This is a genomic window from Paraburkholderia unamae (assembly GCF_003268775.1).
Taxonomy (GTDB): Bacteria; Pseudomonadota; Gammaproteobacteria; order Burkholderiales; family Burkholderiaceae; genus Paraburkholderia; species Paraburkholderia unamae.
In genome coordinates, this window is the sequence record NZ_QLSU01000022.1 from 118,840 (window position 1) to 136,058 (window position 17,219).

A 17,219-nucleotide genomic window follows, 5' to 3' on the forward strand; every position below is an offset into this window, starting at 1 on the left:
ATGCAACTATCCGGTAGCGTTGGCATTGCAGATGCCGCTCCCGACGCAGGCGAGTTGATTGCCGAAGTCGTCTCACGACTTCCAGCGCTTCCTCCCGTCATCCGTTACTACGACGAGTTTGATGATGCGACCCGTTCGATCGTCGCGCCCACAGAAGCCAAGGTATTCGAACTGTTGATCTACGGGCGCCCGCATAGGCTGGACTTCGATCGATATCCAGGTGCATACGGGATGCTGGTGAAGCAGCTCTTCCTGTTCCTGCTGGGCAAAGGCCTTCATGTCGTTTCGGCTTTGAAGGCAGCAAGCGGAGCGATGCACTTCTCGGTTTCCGAAGTCGAAAAGCTGATTGACGCCGGTCCCCACAAAATCGGTCGCGAATGGACCGTCATACGTGCTCGAGAATTGCCTCAGGACGCGTACCGCTTCAGCAAAGGACTGCTGCGATTGCTGTGCCTCCATCGGCTTCTCGGCTGGTCCACAGCGTATGAGGAATTTATACGCTCTTCCCTGCCCGGTCCCGCGACCGATTCGCATGCCGGAATTCGTTCTGGAGATGTCTTTCTGTCGGTCGAAGAGGAAGCTGCGATCGTCAGGCATCTGGACGAAACCGTTTCTGCCCTCGCGTCCATGAATGCGCCTCTAGCGAACGACGACCTCTGTAATGCGGGCATGTTGCTGTGCGCTTACCAGTTTGCCATGCGCCCAATACAGATTGCGATGCTGACCATGAGAAATGTCCGTATCTGGGAGGTTGTGCCGGGTGAACCACCGACGGTTCATCTAACCTTCCATATGGCGAAGCAACGGAGGGACTCAAATAGAAAGCCGCTGACGCGTCGGGTCAAACGAGAATGGGCTCCTATCTTCGTTACGCTCAATGCGCTGCGACAGGATGAAGGCTTTGCAGGCACTGGACGCTTCTTTGCTGTCGAATCGAACTATGAGGCCGGAGCCCGGATTGCCGCGCTCGTGAGAAAACTGATCGACTCCGAAGACCTCGGTACGGCGACCGACCTGCGCCACACAGCAGCGCAGAGACTCGTCGATGCTGGCGCAAGCCACGAAGAGTTGGCCGAGTTTCTAGGCCATTCGCACACACAAACGGGCCTGGTGTATTACGAGACATCTACTACCCATGCAGAAAGAGTAAACCGGGCACTCGGTGCGTCGGACGTGTACAGGCGCGTTGCAAGGATCGCGCACGACCGGTTCATCTCCCCGGAAGAGCTCACCTTACTCAAGGGTGAGCAGCAGATCGCTGGTGTGCCTCACGGCATCCCGATCGCAGGTATCGGTGGCTGCACGTCGGGACAACCCGCCTGCCCCTATAACCCGGTGACGTCCTGCTACGGCTGCGGAAAGTTCATGCCCTTGCATGACAGGGCAATGCACGAGAGCGTGCTGGCCTCAATGCGCGAGGTGGTCGTATTGTTCGAGCAGAGCTCCCGTGGCGACACCAGGTCACCAGCCTATCTCCAGTTGCAGCGCACGATCGCTGAAATCCAGACGGTCATCGAGGAACTGGAAAGCGAAGACCGATGAATCCCTACTACAGCGCGTTCGTCGAACTGGGAAAGACTCTGGCCCGCGAAAAAGGGCTGCAGTGGGACATGCCACTCGACGAGGCAGGCGCTGTTGCTGATGGCGTCGGCTGGAACCTGACGGCCATCGCGGGCGACGTGCCGCCACCGACTCACTACCTGCGGGACTTCGGACCGGACATGAAGGCGCTGGCGATCGTCAACGCGGAGCGCGTCGAGCATGGACTCGCACCGCTGCCCCGATGCCCGCTGTCTGCGGCTTGGCGGGATCTGGTCAAGGCGGCCGTTGCCGAACAGTTGCTGTTCAAGCGCAACACCACCGGACATGTCATGCAGCACATCGCGCGACCACTCCGTGTGGTTGCGACATGCGTGGAAAAGGAACCCTGGAAACTGACCGTTGATGACCTGCGTATCGCGATTCGCATTGGAGCAGCGATACAGGCCAGCGGCAAACTGGGCGATCTGGTCATCGGTATCGTCAAGTTGATTCTTGATGCCCAGCACCTTTGCGACGTGGGGCCGTTGTACCCTGCGCTCGCCGTTCCGCGGATGAGAAGCAAAAGTGCAATCAGGGCAAAACATGTGTGGTCGCCGGAAAGGCTTCGCGACGATCTCGAGGCTCGCAAACGTAACGAGCGTCTACCCGAGCGACGCGCGTTCTGGGAACTGACACGCATCGTGATGACCGAAAAGCCGCGCACGTTCATGGATGATCTGCGGTTTGCAGCGGCGCGCTGCCTGATCGTGACCGGCATGCGTGCAGGCGAGGTCGCACTGCTGCCGGTTGACTGGAAGCGCGAGCGAACGTACCTGGATGTGAAGGGCCGGCCAGCCGGCGACTCCGGTGGCATCTCAACGTCCCTGATGGTGCGACACTTCGCCGAAAAGCAGCAGGATGATGAGTCCGACAGTCGCATCCTTCGGGAAAGCACTCAGCCAGTTCCGGAAATGTTCCGCGCGCTGCTGGCAGAGACCTTAGCTCACGTGGCCCAGCTCACCCAACCGCTGCGAGCGACGTTGAAGCTGCAGTGCGAAACGGGGCGGCTGCTGCCCTGGTATCCGGTTGACAGTGTGGTGCCCGTCGTCGAAATCTACCCGCGTCTCACGGGTAACCCGTTCTGGTCGACTATCGAACGGGAACCCTTCGTTGAGCGCTATCGTGAGAACTTCGATCCTGCAGTCCTTGATGAACTGCATGAATACCAGCTAGACCGGCGACGCAGCGGCGACCTTCCCCTTTCCATGGCGGTCTACATGTTCGGGAACCGCCTGAAGCAATTGATGCTCAAGGGCGAGACCCTCCTCCGATTCCGGCGTGGCGACGGCTCGCCGGTCAGGCTTGGTGAGCGGCTGGAATGGCATGCGACGCATCTGCATGTCGGCGAACTCGAGGAACACATCCGGCGCGTGACGCCATCCAAGGTGTCCGACATCGCTCCGCTGCCGCTGGCAGTTGGCTCCGTCCAGCCTTGGGAGCTTCTCTTCGTGCAGCCGAAACGCTCGCTTGCCGAAGAGCGCAACGATGGACTCTGCGATGTAACCCGTTATATTGCGGTAAGCCGCCCGGACCCTGAGTTTATCTATGACGGCTTGCTGGACGATAATGCTGTGCCAAACCTGTTTGCCAAGTATGGTGAAACGGATGAAGACCGCGCCATGAAGATTGAGGCGCACATGTTGCGTCATCTGCAAAACACGGAATTGTTCCGGCTGGGTGTGGCGGACACGATCATCTCAAAGCGCTTCAACCGGCGCAGTGTCGCACAGAGCTACGAGTATGATCATCGCAGTCTCGCGGAGGATCTCGAGCAGATCGAAATTCCGCAAGATATCGAACTACTACTCGGCGAGAAGGCCAGTACCGTCGCGAAGCTCATCAAGGGCGGCAAGGCTTCGGGGCCAATCGTTGACGCCTTCCGGCGCATCCAGGCCGCTGAAGGCGACATGGCTGCGTACGAGTACCTGCGTGCTGAAGCGGACGGATTCCATGCCACGCCATATGGACACTGCCTGAACTCGTTCACAGTCGACCCTTGCCCCAAGCATCTCGAGTGCTTCGCTGACTGTCGTCACCTCTCGGCCACTGACCTCCCGGAGCACCGGCGAAACCTCGTCCAGCTCGAAGGAAAACTTAGTCTGGCTCTGGAAACGATCAAGGGCCGTCCCTCAACGAGTATCGGCTGGAAGAACCAGCTTGAGCATGCCGAAAGGCGTCTGGCTGGTGTGCAGAAGCTGCTCGCGACGCCACCTGGCAAGCACGCATTCCCGGACGGTATCGACCTCTCCGTACCGCCACAACGAGGAGTACTTGATGACTGAAACCGGCGAATCGATATCGCACGGCGACGAGCAGATGCGCGAAATTCTTGAGACGCTGCTGGCTGACGACGAAGACATCACGGCGCGCGCCGTTGCCCGGTTGCATCCAACCATCAAGGCGGCATCGTCGATTACCCGCAGCGAGTCTCGAAGCCAGCTGCTGGCCGAGTATCAGGAGCGGCAGTCAGCATACAGGCGCTGGCGCGGCCGGATCGCGAAACGTTCCGGCTCCGACACGGCCTCGTCGCTTGCCGACAAGGACATCAGGATTGCAGAGCTCGAGTCTACTGTGCAGTTGCTTACCGCCTCCCACCTCGCCATGCTGCGCGCTGTCGGCGAACTCGGTGGCTTCAGCAAGTGGGCGAAATTCTATGAACACCATCGGGAGGCGCGCGACAAGCTCGCCGAGCTCGGCGCGATACCGACTGCGCCTGCATCTGCAATCTCGTCGACCGGATCAGAACACCGCGAAAACACAAAGCGACGATGATCATCCCTGCGGTGTGATAGTGTTTGCTCGACACCCCAGCTACGAAATGGCTGAGGTTCCGCGGCGGAAGCCGCCTCTCTCCCGAAAGGAGCGTTTGATGTCTTATTGCCACTTCTTCCAGACCCTGCACGATGAAACCCATCCGATCGGCAAGCTCGGACGGGGAACTCACTACTCCGTGCTTCGGGCGCCTGTGTGGCACGACGAGTTCCTGAACCGAATCGACCGGTGCGCCTTCCTCGACTTCGCGGTCATCTGGGATGAAGATCACGACGATCGCGTGATCGACGCCGTCATGATGCTGTACGTCGGCGGGCTACTGTCCCCCGTGCGGTATATCGGTGAGCGGAAAGGTACGCTAACGATTCTCCTGGCGTCCGATCTGAAAAGCGATTGGGATCCGGAAAAGCTTCAGCAGTATCGCGACGATATCAGCGACATGTGCCAATGTCTGGAAGACCCGTGGACCGCCCACGTGGCCGGCGTTGGTGAAGATGGGCATTCGATCATCCACGCTTCGCCCGACAAAGTTGCCCTGTACCTGAAAAACATCGATATGCTGTGGCAACTCGGCGTGGGTCCCAGATCGCAAACCAGCTAGATCGCGCGCAACACGACGGCTGTCGGAGATCGCGCTTGGTGAGTATCGTGTTGCGTCGCCTCGTGATACTCGACGCAACAATAGCCCCGGTTTGGGATGCGCAACGGCGAACTCGTTAAAGAGGCAATATCCTGTGGATAACTCGGCCGCCTTCCCCGTTGAAATACAACAAAACCTGAAAAACCAACCCCACGCAACACTGTGCCATAGGTACCAAGATTCAACGTTTAATACGTAGTCCTATTTATTTGATGCTCGAACGACCGTGCGCCTTATACTTCGCGGTCTCCAAGGCGCTTCGGGGCATAAGAAAGGACCGCAAGAACTTTCAGCTCCTGACGTTTGCTCCCGGATGTTTCGTACTTGCGCCGGTCATCGACATCGGGCTCATCGCGTCGCCTGACCAAACAGCCGCGGATCCAGCATAAAGGGCTCGCTACTGACGACCTTGACGCTCGCCATCTCCTCATGCATCGGGTTCAGCAGCAGATTGAAATCACTTGGACAGACGACCGACGGTACGCGCATCCCGAGCTGCTCGGCCGCCTCAAGCCATTGCCGGCCAAGCGCCCTTGTCGCCGCAGGCTCGCGCGTCAGGTCTGCCCAGCCATCTGGCAGATCCGGGACGAACGCCGCGTTGTAGACGGCGTCCGGCACCTCGAGTGTCACGAGGAAATAGCCACCGGCCGGCAACAAGCCTGCCATGTGCACCAGCGCCTCCAGCAACGCTGTCGACGCGTGACAGCACGTGTAGAGCACCCGCATGCCGCGCGGGTTCCAGCGGCCGCCGGCGATCGCCGCACCATTGCCGCTCAGGTCATCGGCGCGGTAATAGCCGCGCCGCTCTTTCGCCAGGCGGTAAAGCCTCATGCAGACACGCCGTGGATGACGCGCAGCAGAATCTCACGCACGCGGTCGTAGCCCGGTTGTGAGTCGAGCACTTCGAGCGGACTGAGCCCGCCCAGCTCCGCATTCAATCGCTGCATCCATTCGGCGGCCAGTGCCGGGTCCTCGAACACCTCGACCGCGAGCTGCCGCACGTAGAGCACGCGCGCGACGCGATCCGACTCGGATGGCGACAGGCGCTCCTGGCGCGCCATCTTGCGCAGGATCGTCGAACTCGGCAGATTGAGATTTGCGAGCAGCGTCTGCACCGGCACGTGCAACAGGTCCTTCGCAACGCGCTCAATGATCGCCGCTTCCATGCCTTCGCGGATCTGCCGGCGCTGCTCGAGCGGGTCAAACTGGACGAGGAATGTTTCGATATCGTCAGGGTGGGCGTCGGACCGGCCAGAGCCGACCAATGCCTTGCCGGCATGCGCGGCGGCCGGGCGCGCGGCCGCATGACGGCCGGACGGTTGATTCAGGGCCATGATGTGAGCCTCCCAGATGAGAACATCATAACTCCCATTTTAGGGTAATCTCAAACGGGAATCAAGAAACTCCCGTTTGAGCACCTGCCGGACTGGCCAGTTCTGTCACCGGAGACTGAAGAGCCGCAGCAGCTCGTCGCGCAACTCCGAGATATCGAGGACATGCTGCGCCCGGGTCACGGCCACGTAGAGCAGGCGGAGCTCATCGTCGTCCGGCATCGGGCTCTCGTCGACGCCGCGCAGGCGGAAATCATTGGCCACCTTGACCCGCTTCCATTCGAGGCCCTTGGCGCGGTGGACGGTCGATATCACATAGTCGGCGGCGCCAGCGCCCGCCGAACGCTGCGCCAGCACCCGCAGATAGCCAGTACCCAGTTCGTCGACGATCCGCCCAACCGGCAGCAGATCCTGACCAAACGCACTGCGTGCAAACGCCTGTGCGTCGCTCCACGTTTCGAACAGCGAAAACGCCGCCGGGCGGAACGCGCGCTGTCCGGCCAGCAGCCGGTCCGCGCCGTCAGCGTAGGCGAGGATCTCCGCCGGACTCATCCGGATCGCCGGTCGATGTCCCGCCTCGAGTCCTGCAGCGAACTGCCAGATCGCCGTGACGTTCTTCCGGCACAGGATCGCATCAACCGGCAGTGCCAGCGCGGGATCTTCCACCATGATCGAGCCGATGGCGTCCTGTCCCCGGACGGGTGTGCGCTCACCGAGCAGCGTGAGCAGCCGGCTGGCCAGCGCTGCAAACGCGACGCTAAAACGGAACGACTCTGTGAGCGCGCATTCGGGCGCGTCGATCTGCGCCATCGCATTGACCGCGCCCCGCCACTCGTAGATCTGCTGGTAAGGATCGCCCACGTAGATGATCCGCGCGTGGCGCTGCCGGCCGAGAACCGACAGCATGACGCCATCGCTGTCCTGCGCCCCATCGAAGAGGACGTAGTCGGCTTCAATGCGTGGCTCCGAAAGCGCCCAGAGCTTCAGGAGCACGTCAGGCGAAATGGCGCTCGCCGCTGCGCCCTCTTCCCACAACCGCTCGACGTAAGGCAGCAGGTAGCTGCGCAGTGGCCCGGTCACCGCTTCGTCGATCTTTTCATCGACGACAATGTGCTTCGCTGCCGGCTGAATGTCAGCGGACCGGCCAGAATCTGTCCAGCCCATCGGCAATCATCCGTCCGATCTCGAACGGGGCGATCTCGACAGACTTGCACATCACTGTCCGCACTTCCAGCGGGCCAAGCCCGTAACGCGCAGCCAGTTCGTGCGGAGGCTCGCCCTGAAGGCTCATCCGGTTTCGCAGCGACGGACTGACGGAGGCCCAGGCCATCGAATGCATCGTCCGTGCGCCGACGTGAGGTGGCAAGCGCCGGGCGGCGCTTGCCGCGATTTCCCGGTTGAACGCGAGGTACGTGCCACGCCGCTGGCCGAACTGCTCGGCCACGAGCTGGAGTGTGGAGGTCTTGCCCGCGCCTGCGAATGCCTTGATCTTCAGGTCCGCGGCGCCACGCGCCGCCTCCAGCACGGCCTGCTGCTCTCCCGTGGGAATAAAGGTCCTCTTCACGCGATACCAGACCTCATGTGCGATCGCTCCTGGCGATGTGGAGTCACGGATCTTCGCATGATCCATAGCTGATCGCGCGGCCCAGGAGGCACCGGACGTGACCTCGGAACAAGTCCACGTTTGACCAACGGAGACCGTGGCGTTGCGAAAGCTGAAAGCGTCCGTCAAGCCTCAAGAAACTCAAGTCCGTTTTCCGCACACCATTGCTTCAGCGCACTTTCGACAGCATCGGCTTCGAACGCATACCAGCGCTCGAGAACGCCCTCACGTTCCAGCAAATCCTTGAAACGCGCATACGCCCCTTGCCGCCGGAAAAGTCCTTCGGCCTGGTCGTAACACGCAGGTAACTCCTGTGCGACAAAGCGCAAGGCGAGACGTCTTCCCAGATCAAGCTCGTTCTTGTGCGGGATCGCAAGGTAGCGATCGGAAGTTTCAAGGTCGTCGGGAATCTCTTCGTCAAACGCGTCGCTGGAATCGGAAGTCCACCAGACCTTGCCCGTATCGAGCGAGACATACGCGTTATGCTCCATTGGCGCCGCGTAACTGACGAAGGCAAAGTCCATGGAAAGATCGTCGTGCCAGAGTGCGACCATGATTTTCCTCCGATAGCGGTGTAACGTTCGGGCGACCCAGTTTGCAAACCGCCCGAGAGCTAGGGACGGCAGCTCGCCATGACACTCCGGCGCCGCGACTCAAAGCTCCTCGCTCGGGTCAGCGATCTCGAGCCGGAACTGGCACCCTTCCATGCACATGAGCATTTGTCCAAGTTCGTCCCATGAGACATCCTTCCCGTCGACCACCACGAGTGGCAGGCGTCCGGGCTGCGATTCGTCCCATTCGATACGCCCACGCACCGTGCTGCCAATGATCTGGCACTCATGAAAATCGATGTGCCTGACCGACAGCGCGCGGCGAATCTTTTCGACGAGTCGCCCGAGCAGCACGACCACATCGTCGTCGGCCTCACCGATCAGCTGGAACCGGTAGCCAGCTGGAATTTCTCCGCGCAGCTCAAAGGCATCCAGGGCAATCCGGTCGCCCAGGAGGCGGAGCTGGAAATGGAACTGGTGGGACTCCCCCTGGCAGTCGATCATCTGGATGGGGGCAAGCCGGACGTTCTCAAAATCGGTGAATCCGGCGGTCTCGGCGATCTTCGAATTGAAGCACCGCATGCAGAGCAACTCATAGCTGCCATCACCGTAGCCGCACTGGATGGTGTCCCAGGGCGGCATTTGGCTGCCACATTGTTTGCATCGGTCGTGCGCCATGTTGTGCCCGCTGTAAAGTTTCTTCCTGCGATTGCTGCGAGGTTGGGGGCCGGTTGCCGTCTGTGCCGACACTGTTCGTCGCAGGTGCGGCAACATGCAACCCGAGGAAGCCGCAAGAGGTGCGCAGAAACTGGCGAACGGATGCCGATATTTTACAGAGACTGCGAGCAGATTCTAATTGGCGCCGAGCGTCTTGCGCCGCCTGACGAGCGGGAAGGCGACACGCCATCCGTGATCGAGGCGTTCGATGAGGACATTTCCACACGGCGGCTTCCATGGGAACACGCTACAGGCCTGATGTGCCCGGAGCTCGGTAGCCGGTGCAGGCTCCCCTTCAAAAGAAGAGGATGACGAATCAAAAATGTGATCATTTCTTTTATGTCAAATTTACGAATACTAGTAAATTGACGGCAGTCCGAGCGTCGGGCAACCGTGCCGCGCTATTAGTCCGACGTTTTCTCCCGCACAGCGCTGTGCAGATGCAACTTCATGAAATCGGCGGCCGCTTCGCGCTGACCGGATAGAAGCAGGTCTATCAAAGTGAGGTGTTCACGGCAGCGGCGCCCTGCCTGGTCCCGGTCGACTGCTTTCCGGTACTCCATCAGCCTGCGCAGCCTGTCTAGCCGACGCAGTCCGTCAAGGATGAAGACGTTGCCTGAGCACGCCGCGATGGTCTCGTGCAACCGGCTGTTCGCATCGAAAAGTGCTGCCGGCGACGCCGTTCTGACGCCGCCATTGACGAGGGCTTCCTGCTCGGTCCGGCAACGCAATAGCGCCTCGCGATCGAGCTTGAAAGTCGGCTCCATGATGCCCGCTGCCTCGATCAGTAGCCGGTACCGGTAGCCTTGTCGATATGTCTCCGAAGACGTCAAAACCGACTGGAACTGCCAGCCGTGCCCTGGCCGCCGCTCGATCCACCCCTCCTGCACCATCCGACGCAGCACTGCGTTGAGCTGTGCACGCGTGATGCCGTATCGCCGCATCAGCTCGTTTTCCGTGACACGGTCTTCGAGCTTCCCCGCGAGCCGATCTTCAGCGATAGCCAGATAAGTTTCTTCGCTGGCATCGACGCTCTCGACCTCGATCGTCTCGGCCTCACTGGTGGCGCCTACGCCTTCCGCCACTGCGTACCCGCCGTCCGGATGCGCCGCCACCACGGCCTGCGCGGCGAGACGCCTGAGCGCCTCACGCACGGGCGAGCGCGACACGTTGAATTGCTCGGCGAGCGTGCGCTCCGGTAGCCGTGTTCCGGGAGCGATACCGGACCTGGCGATGTGCTGGTGAATGTTCGCCGCGAGTACGTCGGCTAGAGCGCGGGGCATGGCAGGTCGGAATGATGGAATTTTCGCTAATCCTATCATATTTGCCTAATGGTTTTTTGGTTATCTATAGACCCGATATTTTCCAGCCTCCTTACGCTTCATCTGATCGCCCCGACATTGATGAACAGCCAATTCTCGCCAATATATCGCGATTTTCACTGAGGAAAGGATTTGTCGTCGTTTACCCTTGATGGTCTTTCAGAACAACAAAAAACCCTTTACATGGTTTATCGCAAGCATAAAATACCAACCAATCCAGCTTCTACGCCCAGGGAGAAACATGTATCGCAGGAACCTTCTCGGCGCGAGCCTTGCAGCAATGGGTGGCCTTGCACTGTCCAGCGCGTGTTCTGGCGCCTCCGCGTTTGGCGGCACCGCCTCGTCGCCCGCCACATCTCCGCTCGATGTCCCCAGCCTGCCGGCTTCGACCTTGCCGTCCGGAAGCTGCGATTGCCACGTCCACATCTTCGATGCCGAGCGGTATCCCTTCGCGGCCGGCCGCTCGTACACGCCAGGCCGCGCGGTCGTGTCCGACCTGCTTGGCTTTGAAGGGCGTCTTGGAATCGAGCGCGTCGTCGTCGTGCAGCCGAGTGTGTACGGCACCGATAACTCGGCACTTCTCGCTGCCCTGAAAGAGCTGGGGACGTACCGCGCGCGTGGCGTCGCCGTCATCGACCCGCAGGTCATCACCGATTCAGAGCTGCGCTCATTGAATGACCACGGGGTGCGCGGAGTGCGCCTGAATCTCGAGGTGAAGGGCCAGCGCGACCATACGGTCGCCCTCGCGCAGCTCAAGCACGCGGCCCAAACGGTGGCGCCGCTGGGCTGGTCGATCCAGATTTACGCAGATGTCGACGTCGTCGCAGCCATGGCGCCGACGATTGCTACCCTTCCCGTCTCCGTCATCCTCGATCACTTCGCGGGTGTGCGCGTCGCGAGACAGCCTGAGCAACAGGATGCATTCGATACGGTGCTTCAGCTCGTGAAGGACGGAAACGTCTACGTGAAGCTCTCGGCGCCGTATCGCGCATCAGCGCAAGGCCCCGACTTTGCTGATATTGCCCCGTTCGCACAGCAGCTCATTAGCGCGCGGCCGGACCGCATGCTCTGGGCGTCCGACTGGCCCCACACGGGCAGCGCAAGCCATCGCGACGGCGACCTCACGCGAGTCGAACCGTTTCGCAAGGAAGACGCCGGCCGAGCGCTGAACAACGTACTTTCATGGGCCGAGACGAACTCCGTGCGCCAACAGATTCTGGTCGACAACCCTGCCCGACTTTATGGTTTCGCCGCACAGGCGAGCTGAACCCGATTCACAAAATCAAGGATTCCTGCATGTTTCGCACCCTGAACCCTGCCACTGAAGAAGTCGTAGCAACCTTCAACCCGGATACCCCTGAGCGCGTCGAACAGGCGCTCGCAGATGCCCAAGTCGCACAACGCGCGTGGGCAAAGCAGCCGCTCAATGTCCGCACAGCAGCGGTCGCGCGCATTGCTGAAGTTCTGCAACGCCGCAAAGCGGAAATCGCAGCGCTGATTACGCTGGAAATGGGCAAGCCCATCGCGGAAGCGGAAGCCGAAGTCGAGAAGTCGGCGTGGACGTGCCGCTTCTACGCGGAGAGCGCCGGAAAGTACCTGAATGACGAGACGGTTTCGAGCAACGCGAGCGAAAGCTACATCGCGTACGACCCGCTGGGCGTGGTGCTGGCCATCATGCCGTGGAACTACCCGCTGTGGCAGTTCATCCGCTTCGCTGCACCCGCACTGTGCGCCGGCAACGGTGCGATTCTCAAGCACGCCGGTAACGTGCCCCAATGCGCGCTCGTCATCAACTCGGTTTTCGCCGAAGCGGAAGTGCCGCACGGTCTCATGACATCGATGCTCATCGAGCCCGAAAACGTCGCCGCGCTCATCGAAGACGCACGCATCGCCGCCGTCACGCTGACCGGCTCGACTGCTGTGGGCAAGCTGGTCGCCTCGCAGGCTGGCCGCGCCATGAAGAAGCAGGTGCTCGAACTGGGTGGTTCGGACCCGTTCATCGTACTGGCCGACGCCGACGTCGAGGCCGCCGCAAAAGCCGCCGTGAAGGCACGCTTCTCGAATGCGGGCCAAAGCTGCGTTTCGCCGAAGCGCTTCATCGTCGACGAGAAGGTCGCGGACCGCTTTGTCGACCTCTTCTGCGAAGGCGTGGCGAAACTCAAGGTCGGCGACCCCACGCAACGCGATACGACGATTGGCCCGATGGCGCGCAGCAACCTGCGCGACGAACTGCACCGCCAGGTCGAGCGTACGCTCGAAGCAGGTGCGGTCCTGAAGGCCGGTGGCCAACCCGTCCCGGGTCCCGGCTTCTTCTACGCGCCGACCGTGCTGGACCGTGTCGCGCCGAATATGGCTGCTGCGGTTGAAGAAACGTTCGGTCCTGTCGCGGCCATTCTGCGTGTCGCCACCAAAGACGAAGCGGTGGCACTGGCAAACGCAACGGAATTTGGTCTGGGCGCTGCGCTGTGGACGAGCGATCCCCAGCAAGCAAAAACGCTCGTTCGTCAAATCGAAGCGGGGGCTGTGTTCGTCAACGGTCCCGTCGCTTCGGATGCTCGCCTGCCCTTCGGCGGCATCAAGCAATCGGGCTATGGCCGGGAACTGGGCGCAGCCGGCATTCGCGAATTCACCAACGTCAAGACCGTCTGGATTGGCCCTGCCGCCTGATTCGGCGCCCACGACTGTCCTCAATGGAGCACACATGACCATCAAGACCCCCTCGGGCGCTGCCCTCCTGAAACCCGACCAGCTGCCGACTTACGACCGTGGCGGTGGCGCCAGCACGACGCCGCTCGTCGGCAAGTCGACGGGCTCGGATAGCTTCATCACCGGCTACACCTCGTTTGCGCCCGGCGTGAAGATCCCGTTCCACAGCCACAACTGCCAGGAAAGCGTGGTACTCGTCGAAGGCCACGCGATTCTCGACATCGACGGTCTGGAATATGAACTCAAGCCGCTCGACACGACGTTCATTCCGCCGAATGTGCCGCACCGCTTCCGCAACCTCTCGGAAACCGAGCCGATGAAGATTCTTTGGATCTACGCGCGCCAGGACGCGACGCGCACGCTCGCCGACAGCGGCGAGACGCGGCCCGTGTCGGCCGAGCACCAGACCTCTTCGAATTAAACTGAGCAAATCATCATGCGTATCCTCGTTTGTCCCGGCGACGGCATTGGCCCGGAAATCATCGCCGCATCCATCGACGTGCTTGGCAAGGCCGACCAGATCTTTGATCTTGGCCTGCAATACGATTACGAAGACATCGGCTTCGCGAGCCTCGAAAAGCACGGCACGACTCTGCGCCCAGAAGTACTGGAAAAAGCACCCACGTACGATGGTCTGATTCTCGGCACCGTCTCACACGCCGATTACCCAGCGCCCGAGAAAGGTGGCCGCAACGTTTCCGCCGCGTTCCGTTGCGAGCTTGACCTGTACGCCAATGTCCGCCCTTCGCGCACGCGTCCGTTTCTTACGTCGAACATGCGCGAAGGCAAGAGCATGGACCTCGTGATCATGCGTGAGGCGACCGAAGGTTTCTATCCGGACCGTAACATGGCGCTGGGATGGGGCGAAATGATGCCCTCGAAGGACATGGCCCTTTCGGTGCGCAAGATCACGCGCCATTGCAGCGAGCGCATCGCGCGCCGCGCTTTCGAGCTCGCCATGAAGCGCAAAAAGAAAGTGACAGCCATCCACAAGGCGAACAGCTTTCACATGACCGATGGCCTGTTCCTCGAGTGCGTGCGCAACGTGGCCAGGGAGTTCCCTGAAGTCGAGCTGAACGACCTGCTCGTCGATGCCTCGACGGCCCACCTCGTACGCTCGCCGGAGAAATTCGACGTACTGGTGGCGACGAACTTCTACGGCGACATCATCAGCGACCTCGCCGCAGAGCTTTCTGGCAGCCTCGGTCTCGGCGGCTCCGTCATGGCGGGCGACGACCTCTGTTGCGCGCAGGCGCAGCACGGCTCGGCCCCGGACATACAGAACCAGGACAAGGCCAATCCGACGTCGATGATTCTCTCAGTCAGCATGCTGATGCGCTGGATCGGCGAGCATCGCCAGAAGCCCAACTTCATCGCGGCCGCAGACGCCATCGATAAGGCCGTCGATGCGGTTCTGGCAAACCCGGAAACCCGCACCGCTGACCTCGGCGGCAAGATGGGCTGCAAGGCGTTTGGCCTGAAGGTTGCGGAGGCAATCCAGAAGGGCTGACGTCTATCACGCCGGTGAAGGCAGCCCCTTCGCCGGACGCACATAACAAAGACAGGAGACGCTCGATGAAGGCCACGATGCCAATGGCAATTTTCGCGGGGTCTCCCCAAGACACCGTCGCATGGCACGCATACGCGTGACATTACGAAGGCATCATCGAAGGATTCAATATGCACTCCGAATCGCTGACAATGGACGAGCAATCGGCAGAACGCCCGGGCAATGAGGCAATACGCCAACAGGCACTGCGAAAGAATGCCTGGCGGCTGCTCCCGCTGCTCACGCTCGCCTTCATCTTTAACTACATCGATCGAACCAGCGTGGGCTTCGCCGCGCTGACGATGAACAAAGATATCGGGCTAACGCCTGCGCAGTTCGGCTGGGGCGCCGGCGTGCTCTTCGCGGGCTACTGTCTTTGCGAAATTCCGAGCAACCTCGCGCTATACAGATACGGTGCTCGACGGTGGCTCGCGCGCATCATGATTACGTGGGGCCTCGCCTCCGCGGCTACAGCGCTCGTTCAGGGCCCCACGAGCTTCTACGTTTTGAGGCTTCTTCTTGGCGTTGCCGAAGCAGGTTTTTTCCCAGGCGTGACGTTCTTTCTCGCATGCTGGTTCCCCGCGCAATACCGCGTGCGCGTCCTCGCACTTTTTACGCTGGGCGTGCCGCTCTCGTCGATTCTCGGCGGCCCGATGTCCACCTTCCTGCTGCAACTCAATGGTCTCGGTGGACTGCACGGCTGGCAGTGGATGTTTCTGGTGCAGGGACTTCCCGCTGTCCTGATTGGGTTCGCCGTGCTGGGCTTCCTTCGCGACGAGCCGAAGGATGCGTACTGGCTCACGGATGACGAGCGCTCGGCGCTTGTCGAGATGCTCGCCGACGAGCCCCGGCAAAAGCCGAAGAAAGCGCTGTTTTCCGCGCTCAAGGATGGCCGTGTGCTTCTTCTTGCTGCGATTCAGTTCGGCTTCGTTCTGGGCTCGTACGGCGTCGGCATCTGGTTACCGCTGATTCTGAAGGGACACGGTTATAGCTTGATGAATGTAGGCCTGCTCTCGACCATTCCCTATGTCGCGTCTGTAGTCGGCATGCTGCTCTGGGCTCGGGCCGTTGACCGTCGCGGCCGCCGTGTATTTCATTTGGTCGCAACCTGCCTTTCTGGCGGGCTCGGGCTCGTACTGTCTGCGCTGTCGCAGGGTATCGTGGTCGAGCTCGCCGGCCTGACCCTTGCCGTCGTTGCCGTCAGCTCAGCTCGAGCGATATTTTGGACCATTCCCACGCGGTTCCTCACGGGCATCGCCGCGGCCGGTGGCCTGGCATTTATCAACTCGATCGGCACGCTCGGCGGCTTTGCTGGACCGTATCTTGTCGGCGCCCTCAAACAGTCGACAGGTACGTTCTCGGCTGGAATCTGGGCTATGGCCGCCATGCTGGCACTGTCCGCTGCCCTCGCGGCTACGCTTCCTCTTTTCATGCGCAAAGAAACTCAGTAAATGACCACATGGTGCACTTCCGAAAATCAGCTGACTTCCAAACACGACGGAGACTTGCCGGCTCTCATTTTGCACACCAGACTGGGTATAGCGACACCAGATTCGGCTTGGGTCGGCCCGTGCGAATTGCAGTCACACGTCTCGCCTCCCAGATCGTTGCGAATTACGTCGAGTTCGGAATCTATACGGACACTCCCTTCCAGTCGCTCTGTTCCGACAAGAAACTGATTCGTCGCGGACTTACGTGGCCCGACGGCGGACATCGATTGCTGCGCGTGGCCGAAAAGTACCGGCGACGGATCAGGCGCATAGAGCTATCCCCTATGCGACCTACCATATCGCTATATAAGTAGTAATCCTTATGCTAGTTGAAAAGCTAGCGATGAACTACCTTTTGGAAAACTGCAGTCAAAATGGCGCTCGAGTACGGTCTCTGTGCCGAGCGTTGAGCGTCATCATTCTCGGATTTCTTGTATTCCTGGCTATGATTAGCCCGAAAGCCACGTCTGCAACTAGTCGCATGTGCCTGACGGCATTTGCACGCGAACAAGGCGTTGACCGCGAAACATTGATGAGCTCGCCCCGCTATCGGGATGCACTCGTCGATGCACTCAGTGCTTGCTCCCGATAACACGCACTTTGAGTGCGTCGCCTGCCGAAGGGTTGCGGAGACATGATGGACCCTGGAAGCAAACATCAGGCGCCTCTCATGCCAGCTGCGTGATATTGGTTGGCTCTGCCCTCGACTTGCCGTTCGCGCGGCGCGACTCCAGTCCCGACTCGCCTAACGCGAGAAAATCGCTTCGAGGTCGACCTCGTCCTCAGTCGAGTCAAGTGCCAAAGCGTGCGTGCGGCGTAGTCGTCAGCCGTTGTCGAGCGGCAGAGGATCAACCATCACGCGTTCGATGATGCAATCGCGCAGGTATCGACTCGAGCAAGCAACTTCGGATTGCGTGGAGGTGGCAGAGCCGTCCTTCGCTAGATGCGACGTTTCAT

The 17,219-nt window shown here is 60.6% G+C and carries 14 protein-coding genes and 1 pseudogene; 9 read left to right on the top strand and 6 right to left on the bottom strand.

Annotation, left to right across the window (positions count from 1 at the left end):
* The 4 genes from C7401_RS30155 to C7401_RS30170 all read left to right on the top strand — a co-directional run bounded on the left by C7401_RS30155 (position 1) and on the right by C7401_RS30170 (position 4,954).
* Positions 1–1,542 carry a site-specific integrase gene (locus C7401_RS30155; protein ID WP_112175039.1) on the top strand — a complete coding sequence of 514 codons (1,542 nt, stop codon included), beginning with the start codon at positions 1–3 and terminating at the stop codon, positions 1,540–1,542.
* Positions 1,539–3,863 carry a hypothetical protein gene (locus tag C7401_RS30160; protein WP_112175040.1) on the top strand — a complete coding sequence of 775 codons (2,325 nt, stop codon included), beginning with the start codon at positions 1,539–1,541 and terminating at the stop codon, positions 3,861–3,863. Before C7401_RS30155 ends, C7401_RS30160 begins: the two co-directional genes overlap by 4 nt.
* Positions 3,856–4,353 (top strand): hypothetical protein, encoded by a 498-nt coding sequence (locus tag C7401_RS30165; protein ID WP_112175041.1) that lies wholly within the window; start codon positions 3,856–3,858, stop codon positions 4,351–4,353. Before C7401_RS30160 ends, C7401_RS30165 begins: the two co-directional genes overlap by 8 nt.
* 97 nt (positions 4,354–4,450) lie before the next feature.
* Positions 4,451–4,954: a hypothetical protein gene (locus C7401_RS30170; protein WP_112175042.1), complete on the top strand. Its 504-nt coding sequence runs from the start codon at positions 4,451–4,453 to the stop codon at positions 4,952–4,954.
* A 387-nt stretch (positions 4,955–5,341) separates the two neighbouring features.
* On the opposite strand, the gene C7401_RS30175 is transcribed toward C7401_RS30170, so the two are convergent.
* The 6 genes and pseudogenes from C7401_RS30175 to C7401_RS30200 all read right to left on the bottom strand — a co-directional run bounded on the left by C7401_RS30175 (position 5,342) and on the right by C7401_RS30200 (position 10,478).
* Positions 5,342–5,824, bottom strand: a complete 483-nt coding sequence (locus C7401_RS30175) for an RES family NAD+ phosphorylase (protein ID WP_112175043.1) — start codon at positions 5,822–5,824, stop codon at positions 5,342–5,344.
* Entirely contained in the window at positions 5,821–6,327 is a 507-nt protein-coding gene (locus tag C7401_RS30180) for an Xre family toxin-antitoxin system antitoxin (RefSeq protein WP_112175044.1), read from the bottom strand. Before C7401_RS30180 ends, C7401_RS30175 begins: the two co-directional genes overlap by 4 nt.
* Before the next feature lie 105 nt (positions 6,328–6,432).
* Positions 6,433–7,888, bottom strand: a pseudogene (locus tag C7401_RS30185) (ATP-binding domain-containing protein).
* 164 nt (positions 7,889–8,052) lie between these two features.
* On the bottom strand, positions 8,053–8,481 hold the full coding sequence (locus C7401_RS30190) for a hypothetical protein (protein WP_112175045.1): 429 nt from the start codon (positions 8,479–8,481) through the stop codon (positions 8,053–8,055).
* A 99-nt stretch (positions 8,482–8,580) separates the two neighbouring features.
* Complete coding sequence (locus C7401_RS30195; RefSeq protein ID WP_112175046.1) at positions 8,581–9,156, bottom strand: DUF7686 domain-containing protein; 576 nt, start codon at positions 9,154–9,156, stop codon at positions 8,581–8,583.
* 443 nt (positions 9,157–9,599) lie between these two features.
* A complete protein-coding gene (locus C7401_RS30200; RefSeq protein ID WP_112175047.1) occupies positions 9,600–10,478 on the bottom strand; it encodes a GntR family transcriptional regulator in 879 nt (292 codons plus the stop codon).
* Between the two features lie 280 nt (positions 10,479–10,758).
* Between C7401_RS30200 and C7401_RS30205 the strand changes: the two genes are divergently transcribed.
* The 5 genes from C7401_RS30205 (at position 10,759) to C7401_RS30225 (ending at position 16,223) form a co-directional block, all read left to right on the top strand.
* On the top strand, positions 10,759–11,784 hold the full coding sequence (locus tag C7401_RS30205) for an amidohydrolase family protein (RefSeq protein WP_181565726.1): 1,026 nt from the start codon (positions 10,759–10,761) through the stop codon (positions 11,782–11,784).
* Positions 11,785–11,813: 29 nt separating this feature from the next.
* Positions 11,814–13,184, top strand: coding sequence for an NAD-dependent succinate-semialdehyde dehydrogenase (locus C7401_RS30210; RefSeq protein ID WP_112175049.1), 1,371 nt, complete (start codon positions 11,814–11,816; stop codon positions 13,182–13,184).
* 34 nt (positions 13,185–13,218) lie between these two features.
* Positions 13,219–13,644 carry a cupin domain-containing protein gene (locus C7401_RS30215; protein ID WP_112175050.1) on the top strand — a complete coding sequence of 142 codons (426 nt, stop codon included), beginning with the start codon at positions 13,219–13,221 and terminating at the stop codon, positions 13,642–13,644.
* Positions 13,645–13,659: 15 nt separating this feature from the next.
* Entirely contained in the window at positions 13,660–14,733 is a 1,074-nt protein-coding gene (locus tag C7401_RS30220; RefSeq protein ID WP_112175051.1) for an isocitrate/isopropylmalate dehydrogenase family protein, read from the top strand.
* A 170-nt stretch (positions 14,734–14,903) separates the two neighbouring features.
* A complete protein-coding gene (locus C7401_RS30225; RefSeq protein ID WP_112175052.1) occupies positions 14,904–16,223 on the top strand; it encodes an MFS transporter in 1,320 nt (439 codons plus the stop codon).
* Positions 16,224–17,219 lie beyond the last annotated feature (996 nt).